The organism is Brachybacterium sp. AOP29-B2-41 (genome assembly GCF_052378395.1).
Classification (GTDB): domain Bacteria; phylum Actinomycetota; class Actinomycetes; order Actinomycetales; family Dermabacteraceae; genus Brachybacterium.
This window is the reverse complement of sequence record NZ_JBQSXR010000008.1, coordinates 159265-178431: the sequence shown is the minus strand read 5'-3', so window position 1 is coordinate 178431 and position 19167 is coordinate 159265. Positions and strand designations below refer to the sequence as shown.

At 66.4% G+C, this 19167-nt stretch carries 20 protein-coding genes and 1 pseudogene; 9 read left to right on the top strand and 12 right to left on the bottom strand.

Features of this window, described 5'->3' with window-relative positions:
* Nucleotides 1–311: 311 nt before the first annotated feature.
* Entirely contained in the window at nt 312–1622 is a 1311-nt protein-coding gene (locus ACT3T9_RS10060) for an acyltransferase family protein (protein ID WP_444606523.1), read from the bottom strand.
* A 184-nt stretch (nt 1623–1806) separates the two neighbouring features.
* On the opposite strand from ACT3T9_RS10060, the gene ACT3T9_RS10055 reads away from it, so the two are divergent.
* Nucleotides 1807–2514 carry a class I SAM-dependent methyltransferase gene (locus ACT3T9_RS10055; protein WP_444606522.1) on the top strand — a complete coding sequence of 236 codons (708 nt, stop codon included), beginning with the start codon at nt 1807–1809 and terminating at the stop codon, nt 2512–2514.
* 59 nt (nt 2515–2573) lie between these two features.
* Here ACT3T9_RS10055 and ACT3T9_RS10050 read toward each other — a convergent pair whose 3' ends face one another.
* From ACT3T9_RS10050 to ACT3T9_RS10020, 7 genes and pseudogenes are all read right to left on the bottom strand, one after another.
* Complete coding sequence (locus ACT3T9_RS10050; RefSeq protein ID WP_444606521.1) at nt 2574–3224, bottom strand: transaldolase family protein; 651 nt, start codon at nt 3222–3224, stop codon at nt 2574–2576.
* 2 nt (nt 3225–3226) lie between these two features.
* The gene (locus ACT3T9_RS10045; RefSeq protein WP_444606520.1) at nt 3227–4717 is read right to left on the bottom strand and encodes an FGGY family carbohydrate kinase; all 1491 of its coding nucleotides are present in this window, start codon (nt 4715–4717) and stop codon (nt 3227–3229) included.
* Nucleotides 4718–4737: 20 nt separating this feature from the next.
* A complete protein-coding gene (locus ACT3T9_RS10040) occupies nt 4738–5430 on the bottom strand; it encodes an SIS domain-containing protein (protein WP_444606519.1) in 693 nt (230 codons plus the stop codon).
* Nucleotides 5427–6464, bottom strand: a complete 1038-nt coding sequence (locus ACT3T9_RS10035; RefSeq protein WP_444606533.1) for an ATP-binding cassette domain-containing protein — start codon at nt 6462–6464, stop codon at nt 5427–5429. Before ACT3T9_RS10035 ends, ACT3T9_RS10040 begins: the two co-directional genes overlap by 4 nt.
* Nucleotides 6465–6500: 36 nt before the next feature.
* A pseudogene (locus ACT3T9_RS10030) lies at nt 6501–6839 on the bottom strand (ATP-binding cassette domain-containing protein); the annotation flags it as partial.
* A gap of 122 nt (nt 6840–6961) precedes the next feature.
* Nucleotides 6962–7966, bottom strand: a complete 1005-nt coding sequence (locus ACT3T9_RS10025; RefSeq protein WP_444606518.1) for a substrate-binding domain-containing protein — start codon at nt 7964–7966, stop codon at nt 6962–6964.
* A 64-nt stretch (nt 7967–8030) separates the two neighbouring features.
* Nucleotides 8031–9035: an ABC transporter permease gene (locus tag ACT3T9_RS10020; protein WP_444606517.1), complete on the bottom strand. Its 1005-nt coding sequence runs from the start codon at nt 9033–9035 to the stop codon at nt 8031–8033.
* 130 nt (nt 9036–9165) lie between these two features.
* Here ACT3T9_RS10020 and ACT3T9_RS10015 point away from each other — a divergent pair, with 130 nt between their 5' ends.
* From ACT3T9_RS10015 to ACT3T9_RS09990, 6 genes are all read left to right on the top strand, one after another.
* The gene (locus ACT3T9_RS10015) at nt 9166–10149 is read left to right on the top strand and encodes a sugar-binding transcriptional regulator (RefSeq protein WP_444606516.1); all 984 of its coding nucleotides are present in this window, start codon (nt 9166–9168) and stop codon (nt 10147–10149) included.
* Nucleotides 10146–10769 (top strand): hypothetical protein, encoded by a 624-nt coding sequence (locus ACT3T9_RS10010; RefSeq protein WP_444606515.1) that lies wholly within the window; start codon nt 10146–10148, stop codon nt 10767–10769. Before ACT3T9_RS10015 ends, ACT3T9_RS10010 begins: the two co-directional genes overlap by 4 nt.
* A 98-nt stretch (nt 10770–10867) precedes the next feature.
* Nucleotides 10868–11860 carry a LacI family DNA-binding transcriptional regulator gene (locus tag ACT3T9_RS10005; RefSeq protein ID WP_444606514.1) on the top strand — a complete coding sequence of 331 codons (993 nt, stop codon included), beginning with the start codon at nt 10868–10870 and terminating at the stop codon, nt 11858–11860.
* Nucleotides 11857–12792, top strand: coding sequence for a ribokinase (locus ACT3T9_RS10000; protein WP_444606513.1), 936 nt, complete (start codon nt 11857–11859; stop codon nt 12790–12792). The genes ACT3T9_RS10005 and ACT3T9_RS10000 overlap by 4 nt, the downstream gene beginning before the upstream one ends.
* Nucleotides 12789–13244, top strand: a complete 456-nt coding sequence (locus ACT3T9_RS09995) for an RpiB/LacA/LacB family sugar-phosphate isomerase (RefSeq protein ID WP_444606512.1) — start codon at nt 12789–12791, stop codon at nt 13242–13244. Before ACT3T9_RS10000 ends, ACT3T9_RS09995 begins: the two co-directional genes overlap by 4 nt.
* A 150-nt stretch (nt 13245–13394) precedes the next feature.
* Complete coding sequence (locus tag ACT3T9_RS09990) at nt 13395–14741, top strand: MFS transporter (protein WP_444606511.1); 1347 nt, start codon at nt 13395–13397, stop codon at nt 14739–14741.
* A 182-nt stretch (nt 14742–14923) separates the two neighbouring features.
* Here the strand turns inward: ACT3T9_RS09990 and ACT3T9_RS09985 are convergent, their stop codons facing one another.
* Nucleotides 14924–15304: a nuclear transport factor 2 family protein gene (locus ACT3T9_RS09985; protein WP_444606510.1), complete on the bottom strand. Its 381-nt coding sequence runs from the start codon at nt 15302–15304 to the stop codon at nt 14924–14926.
* A 240-nt stretch (nt 15305–15544) separates the two neighbouring features.
* On the opposite strand from ACT3T9_RS09985, the gene ACT3T9_RS09980 reads away from it, so the two are divergent.
* Entirely contained in the window at nt 15545–16420 is an 876-nt protein-coding gene (locus ACT3T9_RS09980) for a lysostaphin resistance A-like protein (protein WP_444606509.1), read from the top strand.
* Nucleotides 16421–16474: 54 nt separating this feature from the next.
* Here the strand turns inward: ACT3T9_RS09980 and ACT3T9_RS09975 are convergent, their stop codons facing one another.
* From ACT3T9_RS09975 to ACT3T9_RS09965, 3 genes are all read right to left on the bottom strand, one after another.
* The gene (locus ACT3T9_RS09975) at nt 16475–17272 is read right to left on the bottom strand and encodes an SDR family NAD(P)-dependent oxidoreductase (RefSeq protein ID WP_444606532.1); all 798 of its coding nucleotides are present in this window, start codon (nt 17270–17272) and stop codon (nt 16475–16477) included.
* Between the two features lie 87 nt (nt 17273–17359).
* Nucleotides 17360–17740, bottom strand: a complete 381-nt coding sequence (locus ACT3T9_RS09970; RefSeq protein ID WP_444606508.1) for a MerR family transcriptional regulator — start codon at nt 17738–17740, stop codon at nt 17360–17362.
* A gap of 16 nt (nt 17741–17756) precedes the next feature.
* On the bottom strand, nt 17757–18473 hold the full coding sequence (locus ACT3T9_RS09965) for an NADPH-dependent F420 reductase (RefSeq protein WP_444606507.1): 717 nt from the start codon (nt 18471–18473) through the stop codon (nt 17757–17759).
* A gap of 160 nt (nt 18474–18633) precedes the next feature.
* On the opposite strand from ACT3T9_RS09965, the gene ACT3T9_RS09960 reads away from it, so the two are divergent.
* Nucleotides 18634–19152: a flavin reductase family protein gene (locus ACT3T9_RS09960; protein ID WP_444606506.1), complete on the top strand. Its 519-nt coding sequence runs from the start codon at nt 18634–18636 to the stop codon at nt 19150–19152.
* The last annotated feature ends 15 nt before the right edge of the window (nt 19153–19167 follow it).

Genomic DNA, 19167 nt, shown 5'->3' with positions numbered 1-19167 from the left:
CCTAATAGGGGGTTTGGGGATCGAGCAGGGGTGAAGGTAGTTACCCGGAGGACTGGCATTTTCGCCGAGGTCGCTCCGAACGGTGTTGCCCCAGCTACTATTGACTCGTCTTCCAACTGTGTTGAGCAGCCGAGAGTTTTTATGCGCGGAGTTGATCTCCGAGCATTGCAGTGATGTTTTAGCACTAAACCCCGTTGCGGGAAGGTTCCTGACTAGGCGTATTTTGATATCTCAATCCATATGGCTCCGGATACTATCTACCGTAGAGCGTGCCTAGTGCAATCCTTCAATCTCGGACGAAACTCGGCGCATCAGCCAAGTGGCACGCGTTCCGGCGACCGCACTACTCCGAACACCACCAACCCCACCACCGGCAGTAACGGCCACCACCAGGTCACGCCGCTCTCCCCCACCACGCCCACGTTCGCCATCACCGCAAGCCCAGCGATCACGGTGACGGCGGCCAGGATCGGCTTCCACGCCGGCGGAGCAGGCCTATCGTCGGCCCGCGGCTCCTCGAACCTCCCCATCACCATCACCACCACCCCAGTCAGCACCAGCAGCACCAACGCCCACAGCGGCCGGGTCGCCCACCACACCCCGCTCAGCGGCTCGGGCAGCAGCGCCCGAGCATCCAGCGCGAGCAGCAGGTGCGCCACCCCCACCATCACGGTGAGGTGCCATAGGAACCAGGTCATGATCCGCTGGTTCACGAGCACGGTGACGAACCACAGCCCGGGCTTGCGCAGCAGCGCGGTCAGCGGCTTCTCGAGCAGCAGCACCAGCCCTGCCTGCAGCATCCCGAGGAACGCCATGGTGATACGGGTAGGGCTCGAGTTGGAGATCTCGTCGGCCGCGGAGGTGACCATCGAGACCGGGTACGGACCCACCAGCACGAGCAGCAGCAGACCCACCAGTCCGATCGCGGCGAGGAGCAGGCGTCGGCCGGACCCCGCGAGCCGGCCGTCGAGCCAGGCGTAGCCGACCTGATGGAACGCCGCCCACACCAGCAAATAGTTCGGGTAGCCGAGCAGCGGCTGATCAGCGGCGATGCTGAGGGCGTCCACGGCCCCGGCGAGCGCGATCCCGCCGATGATCGACCACCACCCGAACCGCTCCCACAGCACAAGGCACGGCGGGGCCACCAGGATCACCATCAAATAGGCGGCGAGGAACCACGTGGGGATCAGCGCCATCTGCGAGGCCAGCTGCACCGTCGCGTTCGGCGCGCCGGCGGCGACAGCGACAACGCCGATCACCAGCCAGGCGAGCAGCAGCGGGATGAGCGGGATGCCTAGACGTCTCAGGCGGGTGCGCAGCCACTGCGCGTAGCCCACGTCCTTGCGGCGGGCGGAGCGCCAGGAGAGGGCGTTGGAGTAGCCGCCCACCAGGAAGAAGATCGGCATCACCTGGAACACCCAGGTCAGCGGGTGGGTCCAGGCGGCGCCGTCGAGCACGCCGTGGGGCAGGATCCCGCCGTCGGCGTCGACCGCGATGATCGTCCAGTGCCCGAGCACCACCACCGTGATCGCGGCGGCGCGCAGGAAGTCGACGACGCGGTTGCGGGACTCCGGGGTGGCGGCGTCCACCTTCTCGGCGCGGCTCATGCCCGTGGTCGTCATCGTGGACCCCCTCGTCTCGCTCCCCCACCGGGTGGTGGTCCCCATTGGCGGTCACCGGAGAGGAACCGCTGGAAGTGACGACAATCTACCCGAGCGGCGCGAGGCGCAAGGCGGGGTCGGCCGGGTGCGGCCGGGCGCGCAAGTCCGCTACCGCGCCGTCGGTCGATCTGCCAGGCTCGTCCCTATGAACGCACCCCACGAGCACTCCACCGCGCATCAGCACGGCACGACGCATCAGCACGGCGCCCCCGCCGGCCACACCGCCCCGGATCCGTCCCTCTCCCCCGTCGAGCACTGGGAGCAGCGCTACGGGGGCCAGGAGCGCGTCTGGTCCGGGCGGGTGAACCAGACACTCGCCGAGGTGGTCGGCGGGTTCGAGCCTGGCACCTCGATCGACCTCGGCTGCGGGGAGGGCGGGGACGTGCTGTGGCTGGCTGAACAGGGCTGGCAGGCCCGGGGCCTGGACATCTCCGAGACCGCCGTCGGCCGCGCCCGGGCCGAGGCCGCCGCGCGCGGACTGGACGGCGCAGTCTTCACCGCCACGGACCTCAGCACCTGGCAGCCCGAGCCGGATTCGGCGGACCTGGTCACCGCCTCGTTCTTCCAGTCCGAGGTCGAGCTGGACCGGGTGGAGATCCTGCGACGTGCGGCGAGCGCGCTGCGCCCCGGCGGGCACCTGGTCACCATCTCCCATGCCGCACCGCCCTCCTGGGCCGATCACCACCCCGCGCACATGATCGATGTGCGCGCCGAAGCGGAGGAGCTCGCGCAGCCCGTCGCCGACTGGGCGGTGGAGGTCGCCGAGGACCGTCGGCGCCCCGCCGTCGGCCCCGACGGGACGCCCGGCGAGCACGTCGACGCGGTGCTGGTGCTGCGGCGCCTCTGGCCCTAGACGTAACGTTCGGGGAACGCGGCACGGCCCGCCATCCGGCCTGCTACGTGAGTGTGCCTTCAGGGACTGTGCCAGGCGGCATCCTGCTCAAAGGCCTCGGCAGCCGAAATGCTGTGACTACTCTCGAGAAGTGCGTCGCATATCGATGTAGAGATCGTGAAGTCTTCGACCCCCGCAGCTGCGAGTTCGGTCATCTGGGAGACATCTCGAATGCTGGCGGCAAGGACACGACAGCTGCTTCGCCTCTCCCGCAACATTTGACTCAGGGTCGACACTTCTGCGACACCGTCGTGACCGAGATCCGTGATGCGCCCGACGTACGGGGCGATCCAGCCGCAGTCGAGGGCATCGGCCAGCAGTCCCTGAGACGCGCTGTACACCGCTGTCAGCAGAATCGGGATGCCCTCAGCGCGAAGGTGCGCGGCAGCCGTGTACCCGGGGACCGTGGCGGGAATCTTGACGACCACATCATCTCCCAGCTCTCGAAGCTCCCTGCCGTGGGCCTCAAGAGCATGGGCATCGGCTCCGATGGCTTGGAAGAATGTCGTTCGCGCTCCATGAGAAAGTGCATGGTCGTGGAGTGCGGGGATGTCCTTGGTGGTCAGATCTGCACGTCGAAGAATGGTGGGGTTCGTCGTGATGCCGTCGAAGAGCCCGGTGTGCAGGAGTCGCGCGACCGCAGATGCGTCGGCCGAGTCGATGTAGAGCATTTCTATGCCTCCGAGGGTGTGAAGTGAGGCCGGGACCCAGCCACACTGAGCTTCGCGTAATAGTCCTGGTCGATGCTGGCTTCCGGGTCCGTGCGGGCACGGGGGTCGGTCCAGTCGGACGTGGGCGGTACCCAAGCCGTTGCGACGTCTTGGATATTCGTACCGGCCAGGGTCGCTGCAATCTGGACGCAGGCGCCACGGGCTGTCGCTTCGTCGGCATCGCGGCGAGTGACGGGGCAGGCGAGCTGGTCGGCAAGGATCTGTCGGTAGGCGAGAGAACGAGCTCCGCCACCGGTGGCCACTACTTCGCCGTCGAGGTCGATACCGGTGCGCCGCAGGTGCGCGGAGGCTGCGGTGATCCCCGCTACTACGCCCTCATACGCGGCCAGAGCGACCTCCTCTCGAGTCGTCGCCGTGGTGATTCCGCCCAACACCCCGGTTCCGTCGGGTCTCAGCGGAGTCCGCTCACCGTCGAGATACGCGACCAGCGTGGCGCGGCGAGGTTTGCGAGGCGCTGACAGCGCCATCTGCCCAAGTACGGTCGGGTCCACCCCGAGCAGGAGAGCGAATGTGTCGGTGACTTTTGCAGCATTAAGAGTGCAGGCGAGCGGAAGATACCCGCCGGTTGCATCTGCAACTGAATCCACGACCCCTTCGGTATCGACTATTGACTCACGTCGGGGCGTGAAGACAACACCACTGGTCCCAAGTGAGATTCCCAAATCTCCAGTCTTCAGTCCGAGGCCCACCGCGGCCAGATGCTGGTCACCCCCGCCAGGGCCGACGAGAGTGTCCTTTCGCAGTCCAAGTTGATCAGCAACTTCCGAAGTCACCGTTCCTGCGGCCTCGGTGGGGCCCAGCACGCGGGGCAATGCGCTGCTCCAGTCACGGTCGGCCGAGACGAAACGCTCCAGCAGTTCCGGGCGCCAAGCATCTCGGTGCACGTCGTAGTACCCAGTTCCAGACGCATCTGACCGATCGGTGACGACATGACCGGTCAGGCGGAACGTCAGATAGTCGTGGGGGACCATCATCCGAGAGATCTCTCGGATGGTTGTCGGATCTGTCTTCGCGAGCTGGGCGAGCTTCATCACCGTCAATGCTGAGGACGGTGCCAGCCCTACGTCCTGCATCCACGCCGCGAGCCCGTAATCATCGCGCACTCGGGCGGCCGCTTCGCCCGACGTGGTGTCGTTCCATAGAGGGGCATCGAACAGTGGTTGCCCTTGCCGATCCAGGGCAACCAGACCGTGGCACTGCGCGCCGACCGAGATGCCGCGGATCTGCGACGCATCAGCATTTGCGTTCTTCAGAGCCGAGCCCAACGCTGCAGTGAAGGCCGTCCACCAGGAGCGAGGATCCTGCCGGCTCTCCGGAGGGAAAGTGGGCGCATGCGGTGCCGCACCGATACCGACGCGCACTCCATCCTCGAAGCGCCTCAGTTCGACCTTGCAGGACTGGGTGGACGAATCGACCCCAGCGACCAGACTCATCGTCATCCTTCCCCCGATTGTCAGTTCCAGAACGGCGCCAGTGGCTCGAGCTCGTCCGGGAGATCGTTCATCTTTCCGACGGCACCGGACGGATGGGAATGGAGCACTTTGCCCCAGCTGTATCCGCTCATGCGCATCAGGACGGTTGCCAGGGCATCCCCCCATGCTGCGGCGACCAGGGTTGAGCCCATGGCGATCGCCTCACCAGGATCGATGCCCGGTAGATTCTTGAGCTCGACGACCACGTCCGCATTCTTGGCCAGATCGGATCCCGTCTGGGACGTGAGCGCGACCACCGCATCCACACCTCGCTCTTTCGCCTTCACCACCAGCTCGTTGATCTCCTGGCTGGCCCCGCCCTTCGAGATCGCCATCAGCACGTCGCCCCTTTCAAGTGCGCCCATCGTTCCGTGCAGGGCATCCGCGGGGTGGACGAACATCGATGGCGTGCCACTGACCGATAGCAGATGAGCCATGCGCCGGGCGATGGCACTGGACGTCCCGGCTCCGGTGACGAACACCTTCCCGGTGGTCTGTCGTAGAAGCCGCACTGTCTGCAGGAAGGTCTCATCAATGTGGTCCGCGGCGTGGATCAGCCCTTCCCCCTCGTGGCGTACGACTGCGCGCGCAGCGGCGATAACTGCTTCACTCGCTTCATTCTTGTCGATGGCCATTCTGAGGATCCCTCTTTCGGCGGTGATGATTTCGTTCATGCTGCGTTCCATGCTTCGTGTCGCAGCTCGACCACGGAGAGCTCTGAGGCGCGCTTGATCGTGCCGTCACAGATCCCCCCGGCGAGGGTGACGACGTCGTCGGCGAGTTCGATGATCTCTTCCTCCTCGCTCGAGACGACGACGACCGTCAAGCCGTCGTCGTGGGCCAGGGAACGCAGGAGCTTGTGGATCTCCGTCTTGACACCGATGTCCACGCCCTTGGTGGGCTCGTCGAGCAGCAGGATCGACGGCTTCTGAGCGAGCACCCTGGCAAGCAGTACCTTCTGCTGGTTGCCTCCCGAGAGCCGCTCGACCGGCGCGGTACGGTCCCCGCGCACGTGCATGCGATCCATGAGTTCCATGGAGTCCTTGCGCATCCGAGCCTTATCGAGCAGCCCGAATCGGTGGTAGCGCCCCAGGACAGGGAGGAGCACGTTCGTGGTGGCGTCGAGCCCTCCGAGGATTCCGTCGGTCTTGCGTTCCTCAGTGAGGTAGACGATCCCGCGCTGCTGGGCATCAGCCGGCGAAACAGGGATGTATCGCTTGCCATGCAGGGTTACCGTGCCGTCGTGGACCCGGTCAAGCCCTACGAGAGTGCGCATGAGTTCAGTGCGCCCCGCACCGATGAGGCCATAGATTCCAAGTACTCGGCCGGGAAGCGCCCGCAGGTTGACGCCGTGAAGGGACGGTCCGTGCAGGTTCTCGATCTCCAGGGCGGGCTGAAGGTCTGGAGCCGATGGCGGCACATCGCGCCGTGCCACTGCCTGTGCCGCGCCATCCTCCGAGGCATGCGCCTCCTCACCGGCGATCGCCTGCACCACGGATTCACGGTCGACCTCGGATGCCTTTCCGGAGATGCGGATCTCGCCATCCACCAATGCCACGATGTGGTCCGCAATCGCATACAGCTCGTCGAGCTTGTGGTTGACGAACAGGACTCCGATCCCTTCATTCCGAGCCAAGCCCTGCACGGTCTCCAGAAAATGCTCGACCTGGGACCCCTCTAGGGAGGTGGTGGGTTCGTCGAGGAGCAGATAGCGCGCGTCACGTTCGATCGCGATAGCGACCTCGAGCAGCTGCCGTGTGGCGACCGAATAGCGAGCGAGCTTCACGTCCGGGTCCACATCGAGATTTAGCCGCTCTGCGAGAGCACGAGTGCGCTGTCGCATCTCCGTCTTGGCGAGGTTCCCGGCCCGACGAATCTCGCGACCGAGGAACACGTTCTGCATCACGGTGAGGTTCGGGAGCAGACTCAGTTCTTGGTAGACCGTCGAGATCCCGGCAGCGAGAGCCACCGTCGGCGAGCCCAGCTGCATCTTCGTCCCGTTCACCATGACGCTGCCGGAATCGGCCTCATGAGCACCCGATAGCACTCGCATCAACGTTGACTTGCCGGCACCGTTGTGCCCGACCAGTCCCGTGACGCTGCCTGCGGGGATCGCAAGATCGATACCCTTCAGCACTTTCACAGTGCTGAAGGACTTGGTGATGGCTTGCAGCGAGAGTGATTCGTCAGAAGTGGTCGTCATTGTCATCCGACCTCTCCCGGCGCCGGAGTCTCGCCGGGCCCGAACTTCTTCAGAGGCATGAGGATCTCTTCCTCGACATCCTCACCTTCGACATACGCACGGATCTGTTCAGTGACATTCGTGCCGTACAGCTCGGGCTCCTGCGCCACACATCCCGCATAGGCGCCCTCGAGCGGCTCCTCTGACGCGCAGAACCCGTAGACCTTCACGTCGTCGCGATCACCGATGGCCTGAAGCGCCCCATAAGTGGCGGGGCCGGTCGACGCCCAGACCACGTTGACGTCCGGATTGCCCTGCAGAACTTCGCCCGTAGCTGCCAGCGAATCATCCGGCTTCACATTGCCGTCGACCTGAGCGACGATCTCGGCCTGAGGATTAGCCTCGATCGCCTCGGTGAAGCCTTCATCTCGAATTACCACCGGGCGTTCGTCCGGCTCGGTGATGAACGCGATCTCCATGGGCTCCTCGGCACCCATGTCTGCGAGCACCTGCTCACCCATCGCCTGGCCACCGGCCTGGTTGTCCGCACCTAGGTACTGAATGATGCTTGCACCCTGAGCTTCGAGGGCCTCTTCGTCGACGATCACGTTCACCGTGAAGACAGGGACGCCTGCGTCATTAGCGGCCTTGACGATCCCGGCGGCCGGCTCGGACTTCACGGGGTTCAATGCCAGAGCGCAGGGCTGCTTCTGCAGCATGGCCTGCACCTGAGAGAGCTGCTGGGCATCGTCGTCGCCTGCGATCTGCACCTCGACATCGAAGCCGTTGGCCTCGCCGCCCTTCTCGAATCCATTCTTCATGGCCACGTAGTAGGGGTTGGTCAGGTTCGGCAGGCTGACGGCAACGTAGGGATTCTCCTCTTCGCACGCGGCGGGAAGTGTGCTTGCGGCATCTCCCCCTCCTGCCTCACCGGAGTCACCCGTGCCGGTGTCGATGACCGATGAACAGCCTGAAAGGACCAGTGCCGCAGCGGCGGCAAAAAGGAAGGGAACGCGGATTCGGGTCATGGGACTCTCCTTCGAGCACATGTCGATTCGATGATGTAACGGATTGGTCGGGGTCCAGCGGAGTTCAGGCTCGGGCCGGAGCGGCTTTCGGCCCACGGAACAAATTGGCGATTAAAGTGCTGGCGGATCTGGAAGCCGTCATGTTCCGTCGGTAGGTGTCGAGGCTGACGCCCGCCAGGATGATCACGCCGATGACCAGGGGCTGCCAGAAGCTGTTGACACCGACGACATTCATGCCATTGGAGACGGCTGCGATCAATAGAGCGCCCAGGAGAGCGCCACCGATGGTGCCGACGCCTCCGAACAAGCTCACTCCGCCGACGACTGCCGCGGCGATGGAGTAGAACAGTTCATTGCCCGATCCTGCCGAGGGATAGCCGACCATGAGTCGTGATGTGGTGACAACACCCGCCAATGCCGCACATGCACCTGAGATGGCGTAGACGAGCAAAGTGGTCCGGGCAGTATTGATTCCCGCCAGACGAGCCGTCTCCTTATTGCCGCCGAGTGCGTAGATGTGCACGCCGGTACCGGTCCTCGTCAGCATCAGAGTGAACACCACGGCAACCACGGCGACCATCAGGATGGGCGTCGGGATGCCAAAGATTCCCCCCCGGCCGAAGAAGGCGAAAGTGTTGTCAGCGACAGTGATGGAAGCGGCGCCCGTGAGGATCATCGGCAGGGCTCCGGCGATACCGAACATGGAGAAAGTGGCGATGAATGGTGGCAACTTCAGGTAGTGGACAAAGGTGCCGTTGATGAGGCCCACCAGGACGCCAACACCGATCGCCGCCACTGCGGCCGCCCACCACGGGAGCCCCGCCTGCATCCCAAGAGCAGCTGACATGCCGGTCAGAGCGAGGGTGGATCCCGTGGAAAGGTCGATGCCACCGGTGAGCAGTACGAACGACTGTCCCATCGCAAGGAGAGCGACGACCATGCCGTTCACCAGCAACACTTCAAAGTTGCCTGCAGTTCGGAAGCTGGGTGACAACAGAGAGAGGACAAGGACTACCACAATCAAGATCGCGGCGATGCCAGCCTCGTCAGGTATGCGCCTTAGCGACATATTCCGCCTCCTAGCGGGTTGCTCATACGAGCAGTAGACTGCTCATGTGGTTTGATAGTAGACGTGGGTCACAGAGTTGGCAAGAGCAAACGATGACTCAGGCGTTACAGATGAGAGGGGACGTGCTCATATGAGCATTCCGAACGGGGTGTCGACGACTGATCGCGCCCTTCTGGCAAGAGTGGCCCGGCTCCACTACTTCGAGTCGCGGTCGAAGAGCGAGATAGGACAGGAACTGAACCTCTCACGGTTCAAAGTCGCCCGGCTCATCGACGAAGCGCGCACCTCGGGCGTCGTCACCATCACGATCGACGAATCCGGGCGGGTCGACCCTGACCTGTCGCAACGGCTTGCTGCACACCTGGGTCTGGCGCGCTGCGTCGTTGTCGATGGACGCAACTCGATCCCGGAGATGCGTTCTGACGTCGGCGGCGCAGCTGCGATCCTTCTCAAGGAAGCGGTACAGGGCGGCGATACCGTAGGAATGGCTTGGGGGAGAACTATTACTGCGATGACCGAGCACCTCACGGAGCTTCCGTCGGTCAACGTCGTTGCATTGACTGGAACAGTCGGGTCCGACGTCAGTGAATCGCCCGTGGAGGTACTGCGCCGGGTTTCGGAGAGTGCCGGCGGCAAGGCGCACGCGATCTTCGCTCCACTGGTTCTTGACGACGCGCTAACTGCCTCCACCCTGCGCCGCCAGCCGGACATCGCGCGCGTCATCGAGTACTTCGACGTGATCGACGTCGCGGTCCTCGCCGTCGGCTCTTGGGACCCGCCCATCTCCCAGTTGCGGGACGCCCTGCCTCCTTATGAACGTGACGAGTTCGAAGCTCAAGGAGTCGTTGCCGAGGTCGGCGGCACCCTGATCACCGAGAACGGTGGACTGCTGCCGGGCTTCGCAGAGCGCTGCCTGACGATCTCGACCCGCCAACTCGCTCGTGTGCCGCGCGTCATCGCCGTTGCGGCCGAAGCCGAGAAGGCCCGTGCGGTCCACGCTGTCGCGCAGTCGGCCCTGATCACAGACCTCGTGACAGGTCGGCGTTGCGCGGAGGCAATGCTCCAGATGCCGTTCATCCCGCAGCGCGATCATGCCGCTCGCGCTCAGCGATGACCGCACGCCCCGAAGTTGCGGCATCGCTGTGGTCCACCCCTCCTGAGGCGCGCCACGATGAAGCTCGGCGCCTCAGAGACGCCGGTATCAACCGATTCCATTGGGATCGCGCTGACGGCGTCTACGCTCCCGCGGGCGGCATAACCGCGGCCGACGCGCGCAACATCTCCGAGGCAGTATCCGCACGCTCCGAAGCCCATCTGATGGTCTCCGAACCGCTCATGGAAGTTGCAGTGTGGGCGGCATTCTGCGACTTGGTCATCGTTCACGATGATGCCCCTGATCTCGACGAGGTGCTGGCGCTCATTCGCCGGTGCGGGTCCCGAGCAGGTGTAGCTGTGATGGGAGGGCATTCGGTGCCGGATCTCGACCGGACGGTGGATGTGCTGGTGATGTCCATTCAGCCCGGGACTGCCGGAGCGCCATTCAACGCCTCCGCTCTAGAGACCGCGCGGGAAGCATGTGCAGTTCACGATCGGGTAGGGCTCGACGGCGGCGTGACAGAACACCTCTTGGAGAAGGTTGGCGACACCGGCGTGAGCTGGGTCGTCTCAGGAAATGCTCTCGTGTCAAGCGGCGACCCCGGGAGATGGGTACGCACCAGACCGGACGATCAGTGAGCGAATCAGGCTCAGCCCTCCTCTTGCGCTCCGTCGCTCCCTGATTTACTCTGGAATCGTTTCCACCATGGAAACGTTTCCACGACGGAGTGAGGATCATGGCAACGATCAAGGAAGTGGCGGCCAAGGCCGGCGTCTCCCTCGGGACCGCATCGCGCGTTCTCAGCGGCAGCCCGCAGACATCGCTGGACTCACGCACTCGGGTCCTCGCTGCCGCGGCGGCATTGAACTACATCGCCAACGGCCCCGCCCGCTCCCTGCGCCGCTCCCGCACTGACGTGCTGGGGCTGCTCGTCTCGGACATCCGCAATGAGTTCTTCGCGAAGCTCGCCCACGCCGCGGAGCAGGAAGCGCGCCGCCTCGGCTACACGGTGCTGCTGGCGAACGCCAACGAGGACCAGGACCAGGTCGACGAGTACCTGCGCATCTTCGCCTCTCAGCGCATCGACGGGCTCCTCCTCGCCCCCCAGGGGGAGCTGTCCCCTCAGGTCTCCGCCCTCTCGGAGTCCGGGCTGCCGCTGATCCTCTTGAACCGAACCCTCGAGGGCCTCGACGCGCCGATGATCGGCACCGACGACGCCGAGGGGGTCGCCTCCGTCCTGGCGTGGCTCCAGCAGAGACACCACCGCGAGGTCGCCTTCGTCGGCGGACCCTCCACCATCTCCACCGGTGCTGAGCGGATGAGGGCATACCTCGCCGGTCGGCAGTCCCACGGCATCAGCACCGATGATGCCTTCGTCGACACCGGCGACTTCCTCGCTGAGGGCGCGGCGGACGCGATGCTGCGGATCCTGGACCGCGGCGTGCATCCCACTGCCGTGTTCGGCGCGAATGGTCCGACCACGCTGGGAGTCTTCCGCGCGCTGCGCGAACGGCTCGGCGTCGAGGCGGCCTCGAAGATCGAACTGGTCTCCTTCGACGACCTCGAATGGTTCGAGTTCTCCGACCCGCCCATCAGCGCAGTCCACAACGACGCTCACGCGATCGGGCGCCTCGGCGTCGCCGGGCTCGTGGACCTGATCAATGGGCGCGAAGCCACGTCGACCCGGGTCCCCACGACGTTCGTCGACCGCGCAGGAGCCCTCCGATGAACCGCGCCTCCATCACCGTGATCGGCAGCATCAATGTGGACGACTCCCTTCGGCTGACCCGGCACCCCGGGCCAGGAGAAACCGTGAGCGCCCACTCCCTGGTGACCGAGCTGGGCGGGAAGGGCGCCAACCAGGCCGTTGCAGCCGCACGCGCCGGCGCCGCAGTGCGGTTCGTCGGCGCGGTCGGAACGGACAGCGCGCAGTGGATCCTGGACTCTCTGGATGCCGAGGGCATCGACACCGAGCACCTCGTCCGCCGGGAGGACGTCCCCAGTGGGCGCGCCCTCGTGCTGGTCGATGACGGCGGGGAGAACTCGATCATCGTGGTGCCCGGCGCGAACCACCAGATCCCGGATGAGGCCGTGCGGGAGGCCTGCTCCGCACTCACCGCAGGTGACGTGATCCTCCTGCAGAACGAAATCCCGAGCGCGACCTCGCGGCTGGCCGCACGGGCCGCCCGCGCCACCGGGGCGACCGTCGTCTGGAATGCGGCGCCGGCACCGGAGTCCGTCGATGAGCTGATCATCGACGCGGACCTGCTCGTCGTGAATGAGCACGAACTCACCGCGATCGCTTCGATGCTGTCACTGCCGGCTGCCGAGGTCGAGGCCCAGATCCGCGCCGTCGCCGACTACCTGGACGTTGACGTGGTCTGCACTCTCGGAGCCGACGGGGCCGCGTACAGAGTCGGTGGCGTCTCAGGCAGAGAAGCTGCACGGGCCGTACGCGCCGTGGACACGACCGCGGCCGGCGACACCTTCGTCGGGTACCTCGCCGCCGGCCTCGGACGCCGCGCGCCGCTCTCCGAGCATCTCCGGACGGCCTCGATCGCCGGCTCCCTGGCGGTCACCCGCCCGGGTGCCGCTGCCTCCATCCCCCACCACCGCGAGGTCACACAATCTCGCGACAACGAAGAGAGGACTGCTGAATGATCGTTTCGCTCGGCGCCGACCATGCCGGATTCCCCCTGAAGGCTGAAGTCCGGGCCGCCATCGAAGCTCTCGGTCACCAGGTCATCGATTGCGGGACCGATGGCACGGAAGCCGTCGACTTCCCAGACATCACCCGCAACACCTGCGAGGTGGTCCAGCGAGGCGATGCTGATCGCGCGGTGCTCGTCTGCGGGACCGGCCAGGGCGCCATCATGGCGGCCAACAAGCTGACCGGAATCCGCTGCGGCCTCGCGCACGAGCCGTACTCCGCGCACCAGGCCGTCGAGCATGACGACGCCAATGCGATCGCCATGGGTGCCTGGCTCGTCCCGCGTGCTCTCATTCCGAGCATCGTGCAGGAGTTCCTCGGGGCCACTTTCGACGACGACGAGGACACCCGCCGTCGCGTCGCGAAGCTCAACGCACTCGACAGGCGTTCTGCGACCGACTGAGAGCTGACAGACCCCACCACACCGCGGACAGCGGTACCTCACGTCTGACCGAGGTCCCGTCAGGTCCCCATCCCGTCATGCCCAGATTCAGCTCCACCCCACCAGAGAACTGACTCCGCCGAACCTCCGGCACCGATCAAAGGAGATCCGATGACCACCACAGCCGCCCCTCCGACCCGCAGCGCCCTCGGCACGAAAGACCGGTTGAAGACCGCCATCGCCGCCGGCGTCGGCACCAGCGTCGAGAACTACGACTTCATCGCCTACGGCACCGCCGCCGCCCTGTACTTCGGCCCGGTCTTCTTCCCCTCCGAAGACCCGCTGGTGAGCACGTTGCTCGCCTTCACCACTCTCGCCGTCGGCTTCGTGATGCGTCCCATCGGTGGGGCCGTCGGCGGCTACCTCGGTGACAAGTTCGGCCGTAAGCCTGTCCTCGTCGGCGCGATGATCGTCATGGGGGCGGCCACGTTCGCGATCGGCCTCATGCCGACCTACGCGCAGATCGGCATCGCGGCACCGATCATCCTCACCCTCATCCGCATGGTGCAGGGCCTGGCCTTCGGTGCTGAGTGGGGCGGCGCCATCACGATGGCGTACGAGCACGCGCCGTGGAATCGCCGTGGCATGTTCGCCGCGATCCCACAGGCCGGCAATCCTCTGGGAATCGCCCTGGCCAGTGGCATGTTCGCACTGTCGGCCAACCTCGAGGGCGACTGGAAGTGGCGGGTTCCGTTCCTGCTGAGCTCCGTGCTGGTGATCGCCGCGCTCTTCGTGCGCTCGCGCCTGTCCGAGTCCCCGGAATTCCAGGAGGCGCAGGCCACCGGAAAGATCGAAAAGAATCCGTTCCTCGCCACCCTGAAGAACGACTGGCGTGGCATCCTCCGCGTGATCTCGCTGCGCATCGCAGAATCCTTCGCCTACTACTCGACCGCCACGTACTTCCTCAACTACATCGCCGAGCGTGACCCGGCGCTGAGGCCGGTCGCACTCGGGGCGCTCACCGCAGCCAGCGTCATCGCGATCTTCGTGACGTTCCTCGCGGGAAGCCTGTCCGACAGGGTCGGGCGACGCCCCATCTACATCACCGCCTGCATCACCGCGATGCTGTTCGCCTTCCCGATGTACCTGCTCACCAATGACGGGGAACCACTCATGGTCGCGATGGTGTTCATCATCGGCATCGGCCTGATCCACGCTTCACTCACCGGCGTACAGGGATCGCTGCTCACAGAGCAGTTCCGTACCAGCACCCGCACCTCGGGCGCTTCCCTCGGGTACCAGCTCGCGGCTGCGCTCGGAGGCTTCGCTCCCCTGCTCGCCGCCGCGCTGGCCGGTGTGTTCGGGTGGCCCGGGGCGGCCATGCTCTACATGGCGGCAGCAGGCGTCGGCCTGGTCGGCATCCTGGTGACCAAGGAGACCTGGGGCCGGGCCGATCGCCAGCGCGTGGGCGCTTTGGTCCAGGAGGAGCGACGCCTCCTCGCCGAGACGAGTCGCTGAGCCCCATCTCGACGAGATGTCCTCAGGAGTGCATGCGTGCCCGACCACGGCGCGCATGCACTCCTGACTGTTCATACGGGAATCGGGTTGAGCTGCCGCTGCTGCGCCGACTCGCAAGCCGAACAGCTCTCAGTGCGGGATCGCGTCCGTGAACCTGCGTCCACGCGAAGCAGCCGCACCCATCAGTGAGTCACGGTGGTCTGCTGGTAGAGGGTGAGCGCGGGCCTGCCGTCCACGAGCGTGTAGTGGCTCGACATCAGGGCGACGAAGGGCTCGTCTTCTCCATCGCGGGAGGCAATGGCCCGGTAGACCAGCGCGGCGCTCGCCTCCCCCGTCGAGACCAGGCGCGCCTCCTCGAGGGAGAAGGTGCTCCAGGCCGGTGACTCGTTCAGGGTCTCCGCGATCGTGTCCCGGTCGAGCACCATGCCGTTGACGAGGATCATCAGTGCGTCGGCCGTCATCAGCTCGCCGTAGAAGCTGCCGCCCTCATGTCGGGTGAGTGCCTCCCAGCCGCGGTGCTCGAGCGCGAGCAGGGCATCGAACGTCAAGGCGTGGTCCGTCATGAGGTCTTCTCTGTCGTCGTGTCGTAGCAGGTCGGCTTCGCCCACAGAAAACAGCATCGGCCCCACCGTGGCAAGCAGGCTGAGCGGCATGAAGTCGGCAGGCCGCTCGTGGCGCCGCGTCTCCTACTTCCGGAGGAGGTGCGGTGACCTCGGTGATCGGTAGGCTCAACGGCGGATCCTCGGTGCTGGTCCGTCGTACCGCGGCGGGCCGCCCCACTCGACGCTCAGCACGATCGGAAGGTGAACGCTCCCGTGGACGTGACCGACGAGTCCGAGGCCGCACAGCCCCGGCGGCTCACCTCCGCGGCGTGGAGGATCATGCTCGCGGTGCTCCCGCTCGGTGCAGGGCTGGCCCTCCTGCCGGCCCTGCTGCCCACCGCACGCGGCCTCTCGGACCCGACGACGCTCGCGCTCCGGATCGCTGTCGGAGTGGGACTCAGCGCCCTGACTTTCGCCGTGATCCTCCTGCTGGTCCGCGTCGCGGATCATCGGCGGATGAGTGATGCCGGGCTGACGAGCCCGCGCGCCGGGTGGCGGCTCGCCGTGTGGGGTGCGCTGCTGTGGGCGGTCCCAGCGGCGGCGACGTTCGGTGTGCTCGGACTCCTCGGCGCCCCGCTCGCCGTCACTGTGCCGGGGTCCGATCTCGCCCGGACAGTGCTCCTGGTCCTCCTCGCGGTGCTGGTCAGCGAGGCTATCCCCGAGGAAGTGGTGTTCCGCGGCTATGTGACGCACACCCTCGGAACGGTCGCCCGCGGATGGTGGGTCATCGTCGCCCAAGCGCTGCTGTTCACGCTGTTCGGAGCGCTCCTGCGGCAGAGCTGGGATCCGGTGGACCTCTCCTTGTTCTTCACGATGGGGATCGGGTTCGGCTGGCTGCGCCTGATCACCGGCTCGGTGTGGATGTCCATCGGGTTCCACACCGCCTTCCAGACCGGGGCCCAGCTGGTCCTCACCCACGAGGGGCTCGACTTCGGCGGCGGCACCGGCACCGCCATGCTCGCCCTGGGCATGGTCCCCTTCACCGTCGCGGCGGTCGTCACCTCGACGCTCGGGGTCCCCCGTGCGGTGCAGGCGGGGTCGCGCACACCGCACGAGCGGACCGGTTCGACGGCCTGAGCACACCGGTCGAGCAGGCCCGAGGGGCGCCGTCGGCCCGCACCGCGCCGGGCCTCAGGGCAGGATCGCGTCCGTGTATCCGCCGTCCACGCGCAGCGCCCCGCCGGTGGTGGCCGAGGCCAGCGGCGAGGACAGGTAGACGACCATGTTCGCGATCTCCTCGGGGCGGATCAGCCGCTGCACGAGCGACTGCGGGCGGTACAGGCGCATGAACTCCGCCTCCGCCTCCGCCCACGGCAGCTGCGGATCCACGAGCTGGTAGACGAAGTCCTGCACGCCCTCGGTGTAGGTGGGGCCGGCGATCACGGAGTTCACTGTGACCCCGGTGCCGGCGGCGTCCTTCGCGAAGCCGCGGGAGACGGCCAGCAGCGCCGTCTTGGAGACGCCGTAGTGGATCATCTCCGCCGGGGTGACGATCGCGGAGTCGCTCGCGATGTTCAGGACCCGGCCCCAGCCAGCCTCCTTCATCTGCGGGAGGGTGGCGCGGATCAGCCGCACCGCGGACATGACGTTCACGTCCCAGTAACGCTGCCATTCGGCGTCCGTGACCTCGAGCGCCTGTGCGGCGCCGAAGATGCCGAGGTTGTTGACCAGGATCTCCACCTCCCCTGACGCGTCGAGCGCGGTCTGCAGGCCCTCGTCCGTGGTGACGTCCCCCGGGGCGGCGAGCAGGAGCTCGGGCGCGATGCCCGCCGCGACGAGCGAGGTCAGCGCCTCCTCGACCCGCTCCGCCGTGCGGCCGTTGACAGCGACGCGGGCGCCGGCCTCTGCGAGCCGCCGCGCGATCGCGAGTCCGATGCCCTGCGTGGAGCCGCTGACGAATGCTGTGCGGCCGGTCAGATCGATGCCGATCATGTGTGGGTTCCTCCCTGGGTGTGGCGTCCTGGGTCGAACGCAGGAGGGCCTCGGATCCTTCCCGCCCTGCCGGGGCAGGGCCCGTCAGCGCACCGCGAGCTCCGCGCCGGCGCGGTCCATCGCCTCGATGTACTGGGTCAGGGCGTCCCGGTTCTGCGAGAGGAACAGGATCCGCTCGGACATCTTGTCCCGCTGCTCGACGAGCAGCGCGCGCAGCTCCGGGTCGGGATCCGCCACCACGGTGGCCTCGGTCTCGTGGAGGCAGGGGAGCATGTCGCCGATGATCCGCGTGGGGATCCCGGCATCGAGCAGGCCGCGGATCTTGCGCACGCGGCCCACGAGGGTCTCGTCGTACTCCCGGTAGCCGTTCTCGAGGCGCCGCGGCATGATGAGCCGCTGCTCCTCGTAGTACCTCAGCATGCGCGTGGGCACTCCGGTCCGCGTGGCCAGCTCACCGATCTTCATGGGCGCTCTCCTCTGCTCAGAACTCGCGCTCGGCGACCGCCGGGCGGGTGGAGGCGGCGATCAGCTCGCGCAGGCGCGCCGCCGGGACGGGGCTGCCGGTATCCGCCGTGAAGTTCTCGAAGAAGGACTCGGGATCGGCGGCGTAGATCAGCGTGTAGGCGCCCGATTCGGGTTCTGCCCTCCAGGACTGCGCGAGCGTGCCCGCGTCGACCGGATCGAACCCGAAGGCCGCGATGGCCTCGGAGACGATCTCCTTCGCCTTCTCGGAGTCGCCGAAGACGGCCATGCCCGAGCGATCGGCGGCCTGGGCGGGGCGCGCCAGCGAGGGGATGTGATGGGCGACGATGTTGTTGAAGGCCTTGACGATCACCGCTCCGGGGATCAGCGTCTCCTCGTACTCGGCGGTGGTGAGGTCCAGGGAGTCCAGCGCGGCGATTCGTCCGTCACGGCTCGGGTAGTAGTTCCCGGTCGAGAGCACGGTGCGGCCGTCGAGCACGTCGAGGGGCAGGGACCCGTAGGCCGACAGCGGGATGGCGAGGACGGTGAGGTCCCCGTATCCGGCGGCCTCCTCGGTGGTGCCCGCGTGCGCGCCCGCGCCGAGTTCGCCCACGAGATCGGTGAGCGTCTCAGGCCCTCGGGAGTTCGCGATCAGGACGTCGTGGCCTGCGGCGACGGCGAGGCGGGCGAGCCCCGCGCCGATCGAGCCGCTGCCGATGATGCCGATGCTGGTCATGGGATTCTCCTCAGGTCGTGCGGGCGCCTGCCGCTCCGCTGGGACCAGTCTGCAACCTTCTCATCTATGTCAATGTCAAGGTCGGATCGTCGACGTGACGCAGATCCTGCCGCCCGCACCCTTGACCTTCACAGTGATGTGAAGGAAAGAGGATCATCCCATGACGTCCACGACACAGCCCCCGGAAGCTCCCGAACACCCCCAGCCTGCCCTCCCGCCCCGCCTGCTGCGACAGGTCATGGCCGGATACCCGACCGGCATCGCCGTGGTGGCCGCAGTGGTCCAGGGGCGCGTCGTCGGGCTCTCCGCGAACTCCTTCACCTCGGTCTCGCTCGACCCGCCGCTCGTCTCCGTCTCCTTCGCGAAGACCTCGACCACCTGGCCGCAGCTGCGCACCGCACCGCGGTGGGGCATCAGCCTGCTCGCGGAGACCGGCGACGACACCCTCAGCGCCCTTCGCCGCCCTTCCCGGACGCGCTTCGAGGGCCTCGAGGTCACCACCGATGGCCAGGCCGCGCACCTCGGCGACAGCCTCGCCCGCCTCACCGTCGAGCTCGTCGACGAGGTGGACGCCGGCGACCACGTCCTGACCCTGCTGCGGGTGCTCGAGCTCGAGCGCGACGAGGAGCAGCTCCCCCTCGTGTTCTTCGACAGCCGCACGCACCGACTCGCCCGCTGACCCACGCACTGACTC